The sequence below is a fragment of the Spirosoma sp. 209 genome (genome assembly GCF_002006735.1).
In the GTDB taxonomy this organism is placed as follows: Bacteria; Bacteroidota; Bacteroidia; order Cytophagales; family Spirosomataceae; genus Spirosoma; species Spirosoma sordidisoli.
The window spans coordinates 52,396-68,963 of sequence record NZ_MVEC01000009.1 but is presented as its reverse complement, the minus strand read 5'-3'; the positions used below and the strand labels follow the sequence as shown (position 1 = coordinate 68,963).

10 protein-coding genes are annotated in these 16,568 nt (G+C 57.6%); 3 read left to right on the top strand and 7 right to left on the bottom strand.

Features of this window, described 5'->3' with window-relative positions; translation table 11 throughout:
* Positions 1–107 precede the first annotated feature (107 nt).
* The gene (locus B1C80_RS15575; RefSeq protein WP_077922118.1) at positions 108–638 is read left to right on the top strand and encodes a flavin reductase family protein; all 531 of its coding nucleotides are present in this window, start codon (positions 108–110) and stop codon (positions 636–638) included.
* Here B1C80_RS15575 and B1C80_RS15570 read toward each other — a convergent pair whose 3' ends face one another.
* The 7 genes from B1C80_RS15570 to B1C80_RS15540 all read right to left on the bottom strand — a co-directional run bounded on the left by B1C80_RS15570 (position 639) and on the right by B1C80_RS15540 (position 13,562).
* Positions 639–2,171, bottom strand: coding sequence for a GH3 auxin-responsive promoter family protein (locus B1C80_RS15570; protein WP_077922117.1), 1,533 nt, complete (start codon positions 2,169–2,171; stop codon positions 639–641).
* A gap of 98 nt (positions 2,172–2,269) precedes the next feature.
* Positions 2,270–3,160: a glycerophosphodiester phosphodiesterase family protein gene (locus tag B1C80_RS15565; protein WP_170315664.1), complete on the bottom strand. Its 891-nt coding sequence runs from the start codon at positions 3,158–3,160 to the stop codon at positions 2,270–2,272.
* Between the two features lie 38 nt (positions 3,161–3,198).
* Positions 3,199–6,723 (bottom strand): VCBS repeat-containing protein, encoded by a 3,525-nt coding sequence (locus B1C80_RS15560; RefSeq protein ID WP_077922116.1) that lies wholly within the window; start codon positions 6,721–6,723, stop codon positions 3,199–3,201.
* 73 nt (positions 6,724–6,796) lie between these two features.
* Complete coding sequence (locus B1C80_RS15555) at positions 6,797–8,332, bottom strand: RagB/SusD family nutrient uptake outer membrane protein (protein WP_077922115.1); 1,536 nt, start codon at positions 8,330–8,332, stop codon at positions 6,797–6,799.
* A 57-nt stretch (positions 8,333–8,389) separates the two neighbouring features.
* On the bottom strand, positions 8,390–11,884 hold the full coding sequence (locus B1C80_RS15550; protein ID WP_077922114.1) for a TonB-dependent receptor: 3,495 nt from the start codon (positions 11,882–11,884) through the stop codon (positions 8,390–8,392).
* Positions 11,885–11,902: 18 nt separating this feature from the next.
* Positions 11,903–12,895: a FecR family protein gene (locus tag B1C80_RS15545; protein ID WP_077922113.1), complete on the bottom strand. Its 993-nt coding sequence runs from the start codon at positions 12,893–12,895 to the stop codon at positions 11,903–11,905.
* 79 nt (positions 12,896–12,974) lie between these two features.
* On the bottom strand, positions 12,975–13,562 hold the full coding sequence (locus tag B1C80_RS15540; RefSeq protein ID WP_077922112.1) for an RNA polymerase sigma factor: 588 nt from the start codon (positions 13,560–13,562) through the stop codon (positions 12,975–12,977).
* Between the two features lie 157 nt (positions 13,563–13,719).
* Here B1C80_RS15540 and B1C80_RS15535 point away from each other — a divergent pair, with 157 nt between their 5' ends.
* Positions 13,720–16,146, top strand: a complete 2,427-nt coding sequence (locus tag B1C80_RS15535) for a penicillin acylase family protein (RefSeq protein WP_077922111.1) — start codon at positions 13,720–13,722, stop codon at positions 16,144–16,146.
* 54 nt (positions 16,147–16,200) lie between these two features.
* Entirely contained in the window at positions 16,201–16,563 is a 363-nt protein-coding gene (locus tag B1C80_RS15530) for a hypothetical protein (protein WP_077922110.1), read from the top strand.
* The last annotated feature ends 5 nt before the right edge of the window (positions 16,564–16,568 follow it).

Sequence of the window (16,568 nt, the reverse complement as noted above, 5' to 3'; positions counted from 1 at the left end):
TCAGCGTATGGTTGCCAACTTCACGTCAAAATTAACCAGACTCATAGAATCAACAATCAGGCTGGCTCCTTCGTTCTGCCAGCGGTCCCCCAATCCTACACGATCTTATGCCCAAACGCCTGCTGAAATACAAAAACTACGACGTTCACAGTATTACTACCATCACATCAGACGGTCAGAAAAACGCCAATATTGCAACCTGGGTGATGCAAACGGCCATGGGAGGAACGCACCTGGTGGTGGCACTTTACAAAACCGATTATACCATTGAGCTGGTGCGGGAAAGCGGTATCCTGAACGTCAACCTGCTGGCTACCGACCAGACCAGCCTGATCCGGAAACTGGGCCAGCAATCGGGCCGTCCAATCCAGGGTGGCCCAATCCAGGGCGGCCCTGGATTGGAAGGAAAAAGGAAACAAACGGATAAATTCCGAACGTTGCCGTATGCACTCGATGAGCGGGGTTGTCCGTATCTGACAGAAGCCATCGGGTACGCCCAGTGTCAGGTGCTGCACACGACCGATTCGGGCGATCACGAACTGTTCGTCTGCGCGGTGCTGAAGCAGGTGGTGCTCAATCCGGACAAAGCTGTGATGACCAACGACTTTATCAAAGAGAAGAAGCTGGTTCGGGGCTGATTATGACCAGTTTCCGACCGAGAACTGGCCCAGAATATCGTCGAGGTATTCGCGGGAGTTGGCCAGCCGCGGCACTTTGTGCTGACCGCCTATTTTGCCGCGCTGTTTCATCCAGGCATAGAACGTGCCGCGCGGAACAACGTGGATGCGGGGCTGTTTCAGCACGTAATTGTTGTAGCGCTTGGCGTCGTAGTCGGAGTTGATCTGCCGGAGGGTTTCGTCCAGAATCTGGTTGAACTGCTGCTGATCATGAGGGTCCTGCGCGAACTCGATAACCCACTCGTGGCAGCCGTTTTTTCCGTTACCCATATAAACCGGCCCGGCGGTATAATCGGCAATAACGGCGCCGGTAGCCTCGCTGGCGCGGGTGATAGCGGCTTCGGCATTTTCTACAATGACTTCTTCGCCGAAAGCGTTGATGAAATGTTTGGTTCGGCCACTGACCTTCAGTCGATGGGGGTAGAGCGACGTAAACCGAACCGTATCGCCAACGCGGTATCGCCACAGGCCACCATTAGTCGATACGACCAGGGCATAATTTTTGTCGAGCTCTACTTCGTCGATGGTCAGGGCTTTGGGAAACGGCTTATCGGCCTCGGCGGCTGGCACGAACTCGTAAAAAATGCCGTAGTCGAGCATCAGCAGCATCTCCCCAACGCGCGTCAGATCGTCCTGAATGGCGAAAAACCCTTCCGATGCATTGTACACTTCCTGGTACCGAACCGAATCGGACGGGAAAATCTGCTGACGGAACAAATCGCGGTACGGTTGGAAATTGACAGCACCGTGAACGAACAGTTCAAAGTTGGGCCATACCTCCAGAATATTCGATTTGCCGGTCCGGGCCAGAATCTTATCGATCAGCACCAGCCCCCAGGTCGGCACGCCGAGCATACTGGTCACGTTTACCTGGGAGGTGACTTCGGCCATGCGCTCCAGCTTGGCTTCCCAGTCGTCCATCAGCGCTACGTCGATACCGGGGGTACGGATGGCCTGGGCCCAGCTGGGCAGGTTCTTCATGACAACTGCCGACACATCGCCCGCCACGCCGTTCGTACCGGTTGGGTTGGGGTGCAGGCTGCCGCCAATGGAGAGGCCTTTGCCTTCAAAGGTACGGGTATCCGGGTTGTTGGCTACGTACAGGGCCATCATGTCTTTACCCCCTTTAAAATGGCTTTCGTCGAGCGATTCGGGCGTAACGGGGATGAACTTGCTGCGGGCGTTGGTTGTACCCGACGACTTGGAAAACCAGCGCACCGGCGATGGCCAGAGCACTTTCTGTTCGCCCCGCATCACCCGCTCAATGTAGGGATACAGCTCTTCGTAGCTCGAAACCGGCACCTGCTGCTGAAAATCCGCCACTGTCTGGATCGACTGGTACTGGTGGGCTCGGCCCCATTCGGTTCGCCGGCCCGCTCGGATCAGCTGGTCAAACACCTTCTGCTGCACCGCTCCGGGGTGTTTTTTCATGGCTTCGATGCGCGGCAGTCGCCGTTCGAGAAGCCATTTGAGCGTTGTGTTCAGAAGGGTCATGGTGCCAAAATACGAAAAACCGACCTAAACCTATTGGTCAGTCATACAAACTTGAAAAGACGGGGGTTAGTTTGGACTACCCGGGTTGGCGAGGGTTGTCAGAGTCCTTTTGCCCGGTCTGGATAATCGGTAATCAACCCATCGACACCCCAGGCTTTCAGCCGCTCCATGTCGTCGCGCTGGTTTACCGTCCAGGGAATTACGTTGATCTTCTGTTCATGCAGCCGGGCAATTTTATCCTGGCTCAGGAGTCGGTAATAAGGGCTGTAGATATCGGGTTTGAAGCCCAGCTCTTCGAGGTTTTTTTCGGGACTACGCAGGTTTTCGACCAGGGCGGCCAGCCTGACGCGGGGATAAACGCCGGCCGCTGCCTGCTGCTGCCAGTGCTTCAGAATGGCGAAATCGAAGCTTTGTATAGTCACCCGATCAGCGGGTAGCTGCTTCTTCAGGATGGCCTGCACCAGGTCGCAGAAGGCCGCCGGCTGGGGTTGGCTTTTATCGTATTCCGACGACTCGCTCTTCAGCTCGATGTTGTACGAGAAAGCAGGCCCTTTATTTACTTTTCGGTAGGCTTCGGCCCGTTCGATTACCTCGCTCAGCAACGGCTTGTAGGTGTTCAGTTTCTGCTGCTCCGGGTAGGCCGAATTGCCGTTCGATCCGACGTCGTATCGCTTTATGTCGGCGTAGTTCATCTGGTACAGGATCAGGCTCTTCTGCTCGCTCTTGCTGACCGGCGTGCCGTCGGGTTTGATACTGAAAGCTGCGTTGAAATACGGCTCATGCGACACAACTACCTGACGATCTTTACTGATAACAACGTCCATTTCGAGGGTCGTAACGCCCAGGTCGAGGGCTTTCAGAAAAGCAGGAACCGTGTTTTCGGGCATCAGTCCCCGACAGCCGCGGTGGCCCTGCAAGTCGAAAGCCGGGGGGGCGGGGTCAACAAAAGCAGTAGCAGCCATGCAAAACAGAACCAGGATGAAACGCATAAACTAGTAGGTTGATCTGCCAAATGTACGGTTTCCGTTTAATTGGATCGCTCTCTGACCACCCGCGACGACTGCGAAAGATAGCCCCCGCCCCAGCCGGATTCAGGCAGCCGCTGGCCCGGTTTTGCCGCCTTGTCGGTACCGGCCTGGCGCCGGTATCGGATGGAGCGATCAACGAGCCGGTACGCACGCAGGGGGCCATTGTTCTGGGTCGACACGTACAGCAGCTGCCCACTGGCCAGCAGCACAGCCCCCATCGCCTTGGCGTCACCATCCACCAGCAGGCCGGACTGGGCGGGCCGGAGCGGCTTCCAGCTACCCTGGCGCCCACCCAGCAGACAGAGGCCAAGGCCGGCATCCTGATACCCGGACAGGACTTCGGTGGCGTAGTCGTTGCCGATGGTGAGCAGGTCCAGCTGATTGTCGCGGTTGAGGTCGGTAGCCAGCGTTCCGAAGATAGGCGAGAACTGTGCTTCGGTGGGAAGCGGTTGCAGCAACAGCGTGCCGTTCCTGTTCTCGATATAGGCCGACGCCAGGTAGGTTGCCTGCCGGGTCATAGACTGGGCGCGCTCATCGCTGGTAAGCAGGTCGGGCAGGGTGAGTTTACCATAAGCCGCGTAGGAGGTCATCCGCTTCTTGAACGAAGGAATCTGGTCGATCAGGGCGTCGCGCGGGTGGAGCGGGTATTCCCTGTCGCCGTTGAACAGGCTGATGATGGGGTCGAGCGAGCCGTTTTTGTCGTAGTCGGCCGCGTAGACGGAGATGGGATGGCCGGGAGGTGCCTGCATTCGGCTGTTCAGACCCAGATTACCGGCTATGTAATCCAGATCACCGTCGTTGTCGAAGTCGCCGGGGGTGAGGCTGTTCCAGAAACCGGTAGCTGCCTGCAGGGCAGGTTGCTGAGCAGCCTGGTTCACGAGCGAACGCCCCTGCTTATTCCGGTACAGCGTGATGGGCATAAATTCGCCAGCCAGCAACAGGTCGGGCCAGCTGTCTTTGTCCACATCGGTCCATAAAGCGGCACAGACCAGACCCGCCCGGGCTAAACCGGGGGCCAGCTGGTCGGTAACGTCGGTAAACCGAACTGTTGGCGAAGACCGGGCACCTGCCGAAGGGGCGCTGTCGTTTCGGAGTATGTAACTGCGGGCTGCTTCGGGATACCGTTGGGGTACAACCCGCCCGCCAATGAACAAATCCAGGTCGCCATCCTGGTCGTAGTCGGCGGCCAGCACGCAGGAGCCGCTGGCCGTGGTTGGGGGAAGGGCGCTGGCCGACGCCCGGAAGTGGCCGCGCCCGTCGTTCAGGTACAGGCTGTCCTGATACAGGTTTTTGTTCTGGCCAAACTCGGTGCTGCCGTGTACGGCATACAGATCCAGATCGCCGTCGCGGTCGGCGTCGAACAGCAATACGCCCGTTTCTTCCGGGAGCTTTGCGGGCCGGTCGCGCCGGACAAACGGGCCGCTGGCCTGCTGCAGGAAAAAAGTACCACCCCGGTTGGCCGCTCCGGCAAGGTACAGATCGTCGAGCCCGTTGCCGTCTACATCGCCTACGGCCAGCCCCGGCCCAATCTGCGAATGTTTGCGGGGCAGGGTGGCCTGCTGCTGTTTATAATCGACAAAGTCGTCTTCCTGATGCTGGTAGGTTAGCCCAAGCGCCTGCGTAACGTCGGTGAGCAGGGGTTGGGCGGGAGTCTGTAGCTGCATAAACGAAGCCGGCTGCGGCCGGGCCTGCTGCTGGTTGAGGGTCAGCGTCTGGTTGACCGGCAGGTTCTGCAGCGTCTGGCCACTGCCGCCCGGCCACCAGATCCGCAGCGAGTCGATCCGCTGGGCCGGTCCCAGGCCGATGTGCAGTTCCGACTCGACCGACGACTGGTAGCCGCGCTGGCGTGTATGTTCGACGTAGTGGCATTGTCCGCCCGCCCACACGGCTACTTTAGCGCCCAGCCCTTCGCGATTGCCCGGCCTGCCAACCAGGCTGATGCGCAGAAAGTGATGCGTAGTGGAGTCGGAAGCGGTTTCGGTCGTTTGGTTTCGGTAGAGAAAGGCCTCACCATTGATATTATTCATAACCAGGTCGAGGTCGCCGTCGTCGTCGAAGTCGGCATAAGCCGTTCCGTTGGTGAACGAGCGCTCCGAGAGGCCCCAGCCGGTGGTAACGTCGGCAAAACGGAGATTGCCCTGGTTGTGAAAGAGGAAATTAGGCTTGTCGACCGGTTCCAGGTCGGCAATGCGTTTGAGCAGGCCGGCGCGCCGGTCGTTGTCGGAGCCAAAGGTACCTTCGTCGCGGTTGTAGCTCGTGAAATCCAGGTCGGTGATGTCTTTGCGGTAGCCGTTGGTGATCAGCAGATCGCGCAGCCCATCGTTATCCAGATCGGCCAGTAACGCGCTCCAGCTCCAGTCGGTAGCCGACGTACCCGCCAGGTAGCCAATATCGGAGAAATGGGGCAGAGGACTCGGCGCCGGTTCTCCCGCTGCCGGCTCTGCCAAACCCCCGCGGTTGAGCTGAAGCATGTTGCGGACATACTGCGGCTGGTAGCCCAGGCGCCGGGCCAGCTGAAACCGGTCGTAGGGAATGCTGGAGAACATAGTCTTCTGCCGGAGGTTATCGTCGGGCATCATATCAACAACCGCCAGATCGGTCAATCCGTCGTTGTTGATGTCGGCCATGTCGGCACCCATGCTGTTGTGGCTCTGGTGTTTGAGCAGCCGGGCAATCTGGTTCTCGAACCCGCCCTGCCGGTTGTTGATGAGCCAGACATCGTTGGACTGAAAATCGTTGGCGACGTAAATGTCGGGCCAGCCATCCAGGTTGATGTCGTTGACCACCACGCCCAGCCCCCAGCCTTCATGAACCAGCCCGGCCTGATCCGAAACATCCGTGAAGCGAAGCGGGCCACCGGCCGGGGTGTCGTTGCGGAACAGCTTGTCGCGGCTGCGGGCACGGCCCTGGTTCTGCGGGCCGCTTACGGTATTACGATTATAAATTTCCAGCGCGTTGGTCAGCAGGAACATATCCTGATCGCCATCCTGGTCGTAGTCCAGCCAGGTGGCCTGCGTCGAATAGCTCGAATCGGCCAGTCCGGCGGCCTGGGCCATCTCGCGGAACTGTGGAATACCGTCGGCGTTGTTGCCGGTGTTGATAAAGAGCAGGTTCGGTATGGATCGGTCGCGGTTGGGGTGGATGGTGGAGATGTACAGGTCCTGCCGCCCGTCCTGGTTGACGTCGGCTACCGATACGCCCGTACACCAACTGTGCGTTTCTACCCCCGCTGGGCGAGTTACGTCTTCAAACGCAAAATTGCCCCGGTTCAGGTACAACTGGCTCGACACCTGATTACCCGCGAAGAAAACGTCGGGCCGCCCGTCGCCGTTGAAGTCGCCCACGCCTACGCCCCCGCCGTTGTAGATGTATTCGAACTCAAGGACGTTGAGCGAATCGGTTTCGGTGATGGTGTTGGCAAATCGAATACCGGTCTGACTGGCCGTCATCCGATCGAAGCGGGCGGTTCTGGACTGGCACCCGGCTAACCAGGCCGCAAAAACGATGAAGAGCAGTAAGCGCATAAGGCAATATAGGCGTACAAAAGCCTTCCCCGGCTGGAGAAGGCTTTTGTAGCGGCACGAAATGAAAGATAACTTAATAACCGGGGTTCTGATCCTGCTGGCTCAGGCGGGCGTTGTTGTCCAGCTCCTGTTGCGGAATGGGCAGCAGCTCCTGCCGGTTTCTTACGAAGTAGGCAATAGGCTCGGTGGCGAGCTTGTTCTGGGCTCTCCAGCGCAGGATGTCGCGGTTCCGAATCTGCTCGCCCGCCAGTTCGACCCGGCGTTCGTGGACAATGGCCCGGAATACTTCGTTTTTGCTGTTGACCGGGTAATTGGTGGTCGGGTAGGCAGGCATCGCTACGCTCGGGCGGGTCCGGACCTGGTTGAGCAGCGCAATGGCCGCAGCGGTGTTACCAGCTTCGTTTTCGCACTCGGCCATGCCCAGCAGTACGTCGGCGTAGCGGATGATTTTCATGTTGATCCCCGACGTGTAGAACGTCTCGGCGTTTTTGTAGAGCGCCGTGTACTTCCGCCAGCTCACTTTCTGGCTTACCCCGTTGAACACTTGCGCATTGCCCTGAACATCGGCGTCGGCCAGTACACGGGTGCCATTGTTGAACGAGTCACCGATGAAGTAGAAGTTGAACTTGAGCCGTGGGTCGGTTTTGGCATCGCCCTTCGCTGTATTCTCGAATTCGGCCAGCAGCGAAGCCGACGGGATCAGGTTACGCCAGCCGATGGGGCTGTACTCCTGACTGCGGGTGGTCGTTTCGTTAGCTCCGCCGTCGTTCCCGTCGCCGTCCCAGTTGAAGTCGCCAATTCTGGAGAAGCCGATCTCGAAAACCCCTTCGGCGTTGAACTTGCTTTCTTCCGTAAAATTATCCGTGTACTGATCGATCAGTCGGTACTGGCCCGAGCTGATTACCTTCTGAAACTGCGTACGAGCATTGGCGTAGTCGCCTTTCTGCATGTAGGCGCGTCCCAGCAGAGCCGCAGCAGCACCCGACGTGGCCCGTCCTAGGTCGTTACCGCTGTAAGAAGCGGGCAGGTCAGCCTGGGCGGCTGTCAGGTCCGCGATAATGGCGGCATACACTTCATCGACAGAGGCCCGGGGTTTGGTGCCGTCAACCGCCGTAACAACGCTGGTATAGAGCGGCACCCCGCCCCACAACGTAACCAGCTCAAGATAGGCCAGTCCCCGCAGAAAACGGGCTTCGCCAACGGCCCGTTTGGCCAGGGTTGGGTTATCGTTGACCGTAGCTCCGTTGTCGATAACGACGTTGGCCCGGTGGATGGACCGGTACAGCCCGTTCCAGACGGCGGCCGATACTGCGTTGTTCGGCAGCTGGGCGCCAATCAGAATCTGGTTACGGGGCGCTTCCAGCTGACCACCGCCCGTTGCCATGTCGTCGCTGCGGAGGTCATGGGTGAAGAACCACTCGCGCCCGGTCAGGTTCAGACTTTGCCAGATGGCATAGACCGAGTTCACGCCGGAAACGAGCTGACTACCCGTTTTGTAGTAGATTTCGGTAGTTACCTGGTTGGGGTTGATCTTGTCCAGGCTACTGGTGCTACAGCCCATCAACAGGCTGAGGGCGACAACGCTGGTTGTTATATATTGACGATTCATTTCTGTAAGTAATTTATGGAAATGGCTGCTACTCTGTTTGTTGTGTGTACTTAGTCATTAAAAGCCGAGCTGAAGGCCAATCGTCATGGTACGAGCCTGCGGGAACTGACCGTAATCGACGCCGTTGGTCAGCGTTGCGTTGGCCCGTGAACCCACTTCAGGATCATAGCCTGTATACTTAGTAAACGTCAGAAGGTTAGTGGTTGATACATACAACCGGGCCCGGCTGAGCGTTCCGCGCGACCAGCTCTGCAGCATACCACCCGGCAGGTTGTAACCCAGGCTCAGGTTCTTCAGGCGCAGGTACGAACCATCTTCCAGGAAACGATCCGACGTCCGGGTGTTGCCGTTCGGGTCACCGCTGACCGCACGGGGGATGTCAGTGTTGGTGTTCTCGGGCGTCCAGGCGTTGAGTACGCCGGTGCCGGCATTGAATAGCCGCAGCATACCTTCGGTCAGCACTTTGGTTCCGTTATAAATTTTGTTGCCCTGTACACCCTGGAAGAACAGCGCCAGGTCGAAATTGCGGTAGTTGGCATTGAAGTTAAAGCCGTAGTTGAACTTAGGCAGGAAGCTACCCAGGTTCACCCGGTCGCTGGCATCGATCGTGCCGTTACCGTCGACGTCAACAAACCGGACATCGCCGGGTTTCGCATTCGGCTGGCTGGCGCCCGACGTGACCTCGCCCGTGTTCTGGTAGATACCGGCCACTTTCCAGCCGTAGAACGACTGAATAGGCTCGCCGGCCACGGTGCGGGTAATGTCGTTGCCGCCGAAGTCGGCGTTCAGACCGGCAAACAGTGGCGATACGTTGGGGCCGAGGCTCAGCACCTTGTTACGGATGGCGCTCAGGTTGGCCGATGCGTTGTACCGGAAAGCGCCTTTCTGTTTGTTATAGCCCAGTTGCAGCTCCAGACCCTGGTTGCGCATGTTGCCGATGTTGACAATGGGCGACTGCGAATAGCCGATCGAGGGCGCAATGGGCTGGGGCAGAATAAGCCCGTCGGTATTCCGGATAAAGTACTCGGCTGTCAGGGTAATGCTGTTGTTGAACAGGCCCAGATCGACGCCCACGTTGCTCATTTTGGTGATTTCCCACTTCAGCGAGGTGTTGCCCAGACGATCGTAGAAAACCCCCTGCGTACGGACACCACCCAGAACGGCGTTGGTGTTCTGCGCCACCGCAACCTGCCAGTCGTAGTCGCCGATGCCGTTGAAGCCCAGCGAGCCATAGCTGGCCCGTAGTTTCAGTTCCGAGATAGCCGGCACATTCTTGATGAACGACTCCTCGCTGATCCGCCAGCCTACCGAAGCCGATGGGAAGTTACCCCACTTGTTGCCCGGAGCGAACTTCGACGAGCCGTCGCGCCGGATCGATGCGCTCAGCAGGTACTTGCCGCCGTATTCGTAGTTGACCCGGCCCAGATACGACAACAGGACGTTCTGGTTACGGCCACCCTGCAGACCCACACTGGTCGGCGACAGGGCCGAGATCTCCCGGATGTCGTTGGAAGGAGCCTGGCCGCTGCCGTTCAGGAAGTTGGAGTTGGCAGCCTGGCGCTCAGCTACCGCCACGGCGTTGAGGCTGTGTTTGCCAAAGGTGCGGTCGTAGGTCAGCTGGTTAGAAATCAGGGGCGATACGTAAACGTTGCGGTTGTCGGCGATCGTGGCCTGGGTGCGGGCGTTGAAGCTTTCGCTGTAGATGGGCTGGAAGGTAAAGTCGCGGTTCGACACGTAATCGACACCGCCCCGAATCCGGTAGGTCAGCCCTTCGATCAGCTTCACATCCAGATACGCGCTACCGAGCAGTTTGAACTGCTGCGAGTTGGTCCGATCCTGCAGCGCGGCCCGAACCGGGTTTTGCGGGTCAGACGCGTCTGCGCCATCGGGACCCCGATAGCCGCCGGGCAGGAAAGGATCCGTAACCGGTATGTAAGGCGTCATTCTGATCATATTCTGCACCTGCGTACGGCCGCCGGCGCTCACCTCACCATAGCGGTCACTGTAGGCCAGGGTCAGAGCCTGACCAAACGTGAACCGCTTGCTAATCGTATGGTCCGAGTTGAGCCGGAAGTTACCCCGCTTGTAGTTTGTACCGATCATGATCCCATCCTGGGTGAAGAACCCAACCGACGACAGGAACCGGGACCGCTCGTTACCACCCGACAGCTGAATGCTGTGCTGCTGAATAGCGGCATTCCGGAATACTTCATCCTGCCAGTTGGTGTTGGTCTGCGCGTAGGTCTGGGTAGCGCCCGTGTAGATGGGGTCGTTCATATTCAGGAAGCGACGGGGCCGCGCATCTACCGGCGGGCGGTTGGCCGCCAGGGCCGCATCATTCTCTGCATTTTGCAGCAGTGCCGTACCAAATTGCAGATACTGGTCGGTATTGAGCAGGTCGAGTTGCCGCCAGGCGCTCTGAACACCGGCGTAGCCGTCGTAGCTCACATGCAGCCGACCGTCGGCTTTGCCACGTTTGGTGGTGATGACGATAACCCCGTTGGCCGCCCGCGATCCGTAGATGGCGGCTGCACTGGCATCTTTCAGCACATCCACCGACTCAATATCCCGTGAATCGAAGTTGTTGAGGTCGCCGGTCGGGAAGCCATCGATGACGTAGAGCGGGTTAGAGGCAAACAGAATGGAGCCGATACCCCGGATGCGCACGATGGGCGACTCGCCGGGCGAACCGTTGTTCACAACGCTTACCCCCGGAACCCGGCCCTGAATGGCGCTTTCGATGCTGGGAACGGGAAGTTGCGTTACTTCCTGCGCGGAGATCGATGAAATAGCGCCCGTTACCGAGGCCCGTTTCTGGGTACCGTAACCAACAACAACTACCTCCGACAGCGCTTTCACGTCGTCGAGTAAGGTAACTGAAACCTGGCTGCGATCGCCAACCGGCACTTCCTGCGACACGTAGCCGACAAAGCTGAATACCAGTACCCCACGAGCCGGTACGTTGATGGTAAAGTTACCGTTGGGGTCAGTGGTAGTACCCCGGTTGGTGCCTTTCACCAGAACGCTGACGCCCGGTATACCCTGGCCGGTTTTGTCAATTACTCGTCCGCTGATATCGGCCAGAGGCTGGGAGGAGGTGGTAGTCCAGCCGATCTGTTCCAGTTTATCGAGCGTTCGCGACGGTATGCCCGTAGCTTCGGCGGGCTGGCTGGTGCCGGTCTGTACCTGTTCGATTTTCCGAAAAAGCCGGGGCTGTTTGTCTTTATTCGAAACGATGGCGTAGAAATTAGGCTGTATTTTCCGGAACGAAAGATCTTTTCCGGCCAGCAGCGTCGTGAGTTCGGTTTCCAGATTATTGACAGCATGGCGGCCCACCAGCACCTTGGTTTCGACCAGGCTGGATGGGTAAATAAATGATACGCGATAGCGTTGCTCCAGTTCGGTCAGCGCGTTCCGAAGCGTAAGCATGCGGGTGTCGCTCGCTCTGGCCTGTAAACTGGTGTACCGACTCGTTGACGCGAGCAGCTGTGCTCTGACCGATCCAATTCCGATCAGCAACAACAGCCACAGGGTAGATAGTATTTGCTTCATAACAGATTAATTGATTGATTATTGAATGAGTATTTGGTTGCCTTTCCGCGTGATACGCAGATCGAACAGGGTGGATAGGCCGTTCAGGATGGTCTCTACGGAGTTGTTGGGCACGCTGCCCGACAGGGTTTGCCGGCCCAGCTCCGGATTGGTAATAACGACGTCGACACCGTACGTTTCCCGCAGCATATCGGCCACTTCCTGCAGGGTGGTATCCTCGAAGCGGAGTTTGTCGGCCTGCCACGACGACTGTACCGCCGGGTCGACCCGTTTTCGGTAGTAAATCCGCTTGTTGATATCGGCGAAGACCAGGTCGCCGGGACGCATGATCAACTTCTCTTTAGCGCGTTTACCAACGTCGAGCCGGATTTTCCCATTAGTCAGTACCACTTTAGCCCGGCTGGCGCGGGCCAGCACGTTGAACTGCGTGCCAAGCACCTCGATGTTGAGCTTGTTGGGGAGGTGAACAACAAAGCGCTCGTGGTTTTGCTGGTGGGTAACCCGGAAGAAGCCTTCGCCATCGAGCCATACTTCGCGCGCCTGGCCAGGGCGCCACTGTTCGGCAAGCCGCAAGCGACTGTTGCCGTTCAGCGTTACAACGGAGCCATCGGAGAGGGTGAGGGTGCGAATTTTCCCGAAGGGCGTCTGGTGGGTCAGCTCGGCGGGCTGGCGCTGATTATATAGCCAGAAACTGCCGAGTGCGATCAGCAGGGCACCCACAAACACAGCCGCCCAGCGCATAGGCTGTCGCCAGCTGGTCAATGGTCTGATAGCTAGAGTTGGCTGGGCAGATAGTGATTGCCGGGCTTCGTTCAGGCGTTGCCAGAGCGGGTCCGCTGCCGGAGCTGAAAGGGGTGAGGTAGTTTGCCAGCTGGGCTGACCCAACTGCTTATCGAGTCGGTTTGCCAGGTACGCACGGCCCTCATCTGTATTGAACCAGGTCAGAACACGCTGGGCTTCTTCGGGCGTAATCTGGTTGGCAAAATACCGATTGAGTACATCGTCTGTCATAGGGTATAGGAGTCCATTTACTCACTATACACCACAGCGTTTCTAAAGTATTATTGGAATCAAAAAAAAAGTTCTGATTTTAATGATATAGGCTGCTCAGCACGGCAATAACCAGTGTAGGCAGGTCGGCATGATGCCGCAGGTAGTCGCGCAGAAAGCGACAGGCGTGGTAATAATGGATTTTAACCGTATTGATCGAGATGCGAAGTTGTGAGGCTACTTCTTCGTTGGTCAGCCCCACTTCGGAGCGGAGGGTGAATACCAGTCGGCGCTGGGGCGGCAGCAGCTGCAGGCCCTGACGAACAACCGAGCTGTATTCATTTAATGTAATTGACTCTTCGGTCGAGGTATCTGCTTCGGGCAAAAGTGCCTGCCGCTCAATATGCCGCAGAATGGCCCGCCTGTCGTCGCGAAGCCGGTTAATGATCTGGTTTCGCATGGCAGTAGCCAGATAGGCTTTTATCGACTGCGATGCGTCGAGCTGGGTTCGGTGCGTCCAGAGTTTCAGGTATACCTCCTGCAGCGCGTCTTCGGCCAGTTCCGGATCTTTCACGTACTGAACGGCAATACTGTACAGATAACGATAGTACCGTCGAAACAGCGTTTCAAAGGCTGTTTCGTCGTGTTGACTCAGACGATACGTTAGTTCGGCATCCGTTACTTCCATGATAATTCGGCAGTCGTTCTTAAACCACTAGCTCCTATAGAATTGATCGTAGACAAATGTAAAAAAGAATAAGTCTGGTTAGTATAAGAATACTTTTTATTTGCTGGGTGCAATCGTAAACTTGCACTTCCAATCGAGAATTTGCCCCACCTTACGCATGCGCTACGCTAAAGCTTCGCTCTTTGTTATTCTGACTGTTTTATTGGTTTACGCGTTGAATCGCCCCTGGGGTGTAGTGCCGGCATTCGGGCCTTTACTGAGTCCATTTGTGGGTTTCTGGCAGAACGCCGAGACCACTGAAGCCGCTGATGAAGAGCTGATCCTGAAAGGCACCCGGGCACCCGTTACTGTCGTATTCGATGACCTGGCTATTCCGCACGTGTTTGCGCAGAACGACCGCGACGCTTATTTCGCGCAGGGGTACCTGACGGCCCGTGATCGGCTCTGGCAGATGGAATTTCAGACACACGCTGCCGCCGGGCGCGTGGCCGAGATTGTGGGCGATCGGGCGCTGGAGCTGGACCGGTACAACCGGCGGCTGGGAATGGGGTTCGGCGCCGAACGATCCGTCAAGGCCATGCTGACCGATCCGCGCTCGCGGGAGTCAGTAGAAGCGTATACCGCCGGGGTCAATGCGTACATCAGCCAGCTCAGCCCGGCTCAGTACCCACTGGAGTACAAACTGCTCGGCTACAAACCCGAACCCTGGCAGGCTATCAAGTGCGCCTATTTCCTGAAATACATGTCGGGCGTGCTGGCGCTTGGGGCCGACGACCTGAACATGAGCAATGTGCTCCGCCGGATTGGCCCGGCGGCTACCGCCGATCTGTTTCCCGACTACCCGTTTCGCGAAGATCCTATCATTCCGGTGGGTACGTCCTGGGATTTCAAACCAGTTGCTGTACCGGCCACTCCGCCCAACGCGTTTACCAGCAGCGAACCGCTGGCGATGAAATGGCCCGATCACGACCCGGCTATTGGGAGTAACAACTGGGCGGTTGGTCCGCAAAAGTCAGCCACCGGCTATCCTATTCTGGCCAACGATCCGCACCTGTCGCTCAGCCTGCCGTCTATCTGGTATCAGATGCAGCTCGTTACTCCAACCATGAATGTATACGGGGCCACCATGCCCGGCGCACCGGGGGTAATTATCGGGTTCAACAAACAGGTGGCCTGGGGCGTCACCAACGTGGGGGCTGATGTACTCGATTTTTATCAGATACGTTTCCGGGATGCCTCGCAGCGGGAGTACTGGCATGACAACCGCTGGAAACCCGTTACCCGTCGTATCGAGCGAATCAAGGTGAAAGGGCAGGCCGACGTAATAGATACCGTATTGTATACGCACCACGGCCCCGTTATGTACATGGCTGGCCAGAAACCGTTCGCCAAAAATGTTCCGGTGGGGTATGCCGCCCGCTGGATCGCCCACGAAGAGTCGAACGATTTTCTGACGTATTACCTCCTCGACCGGGCTAAAAACCACGCCGATTATCGCGAAGCGCTGCGTTATTACGGAGCCCCTGCCCAAAACTTCGTGTTTGCCGATGTAGCCAGAGACATTGCCATCTCGCCCAATGGTCGCTTTCCGTTGAAGTGGAAAGATCAGGGTAAGTTTTTGCTCGACGGGACTAACCCGGCTCATGACTGGCAGGGCTGGATTCCGGCCGCGCATAATCCGCACGTTAAAAACCCACCGCGCGGGTTTGTCAGCTCCGCTAACCAGTCGTCTACCGACCCAACCTATCCGTATTACATCAACTGGCAGTTTGCTCCCTACGAGCGGGGTGTACGCATCAACCAACGGTTAGCGCGCATGCAACAGGCTACTCCCGACAGTCTGCGGCAGCTACAGAACGACAATATGAACGTGCGGGCGGCCAACGCTCTGCCCGTGTTTCTCAACTATGTACAGACGCAAAAGCTGACAGGCCAGCAGCCCAAGGCACTGGCGGTGCTGAAAGCCTGGCGTTACACCAATGATGTGAGCGAAATAGCACCGACCATCTTCACCGAATGGACGCGGCAATGCATGGACGCGGTCTGGAACGATAATTTTCCGAGCAATGACTCGACCACTCTGCGCTACCCCAGCTTTGACCGTACGCTCCAGCTGGCCGAAAAAGACCCCAGTGCCAGCTGGTTCGACGATGTTAACACGCCCGCCCGCGAAACCATCAATGATGTACTGACGCAGAGTTTCCGCGCGGCTGTCGATTCGCTGACCCGGCAGCACGGCCCACTCGGTACGTCATGGCAGTGGGGGAAGCACAAAGCCACCCGCATCAGTCACCTGGCCCGGCTCGACGCCCTCAGCGCGCTGAACGTACAGATTGGCGGAGGGAATGGTATCGTAAACGCCACGACCGAGCGTACCGGCCCCTCTTGGCGGATGGTGGTAGCCCTCGGCCCGAAGCCCATAGCCTACGGCGTTTATCCGGGTGGGCAGTCCGGTAACCCCGGGAGCCCGCACTACCTCAACATGCTGGAAACCTGGCGTACGGGGCAACTCAACGAATTGCTCTTTTTGCTGTCGGCCGATGAGAAACATGCCCGAATCAGGCGCCGGGTTACTATAAAATAAGGTCACGATCAGATCAATATATCAATCAACGCGACTACGGGTCGTTTCTGGAATATGCGTCAAATTATTGCCATTGCCGTGCTGAGTTTGCTGGTGCAGCTCGTTTTTCCCTGGTGGAGTCTGGCTGTTGTATCATTTGCTATCTGCTGCTGGCGGAGCCCGGGGGCGGGACGGGCCTTTGTGTATGGCTTCGTCGGGGTGGGTATTGTCTGGCTGCTGTACGCCCTGATGATACAGCTCCGCACCGACGGGGTTTTTGTGGGGCGGATGAGCGAGTTGCTTTTTAAAACGAACGGAGGGGTGCTGCCGGTCCTGGTGACAACGCTGGTGAGCGGTCTGGTGGGTGGTTTAGCCGGAGTGGCCGGATTCTTTGTCCGGCAGGCCAGCGGAAATCAAATCGCAAATCGTATCTCCTAATCGTA

What these genes read in the sequence shown, in the direction of transcription:
- B1C80_RS15575 (WP_077922118.1), top strand. Translation starts at nt 108, where the DNA reads ATGCCCAAACGCCTGCTGAAATACAAAAACTACGACGTTCACAGTATT.
- B1C80_RS15555 (WP_077922115.1), bottom strand. Translation starts at nt 8,332, where the DNA reads ATGAATCGTCAATATATAACAACCAGCGTTGTCGCCCTCAGCCTGTTG.
- B1C80_RS15535 (WP_077922111.1), top strand. Translation starts at nt 13,720, where the DNA reads ATGCGCTACGCTAAAGCTTCGCTCTTTGTTATTCTGACTGTTTTATTG.
- B1C80_RS15565 (WP_170315664.1), bottom strand. Translation starts at nt 3,160, where the DNA reads ATGCGTTTCATCCTGGTTCTGTTTTGCATGGCTGCTACTGCTTTTGTT.
- B1C80_RS15560 (WP_077922116.1), bottom strand. Translation starts at nt 6,723, where the DNA reads ATGCGCTTACTGCTCTTCATCGTTTTTGCGGCCTGGTTAGCCGGGTGC.
- B1C80_RS15530 (WP_077922110.1), top strand. Translation starts at nt 16,201, where the DNA reads ATGCGTCAAATTATTGCCATTGCCGTGCTGAGTTTGCTGGTGCAGCTC.
- B1C80_RS15550 (WP_077922114.1), bottom strand. Translation starts at nt 11,884, where the DNA reads ATGAAGCAAATACTATCTACCCTGTGGCTGTTGTTGCTGATCGGAATT.
- B1C80_RS15570 (WP_077922117.1), bottom strand. Translation starts at nt 2,171, where the DNA reads ATGACCCTTCTGAACACAACGCTCAAATGGCTTCTCGAACGGCGACTG.
- B1C80_RS15545 (WP_077922113.1), bottom strand. Translation starts at nt 12,895, where the DNA reads ATGACAGACGATGTACTCAATCGGTATTTTGCCAACCAGATTACGCCC.
- B1C80_RS15540 (WP_077922112.1), bottom strand. Translation starts at nt 13,562, where the DNA reads ATGGAAGTAACGGATGCCGAACTAACGTATCGTCTGAGTCAACACGAC.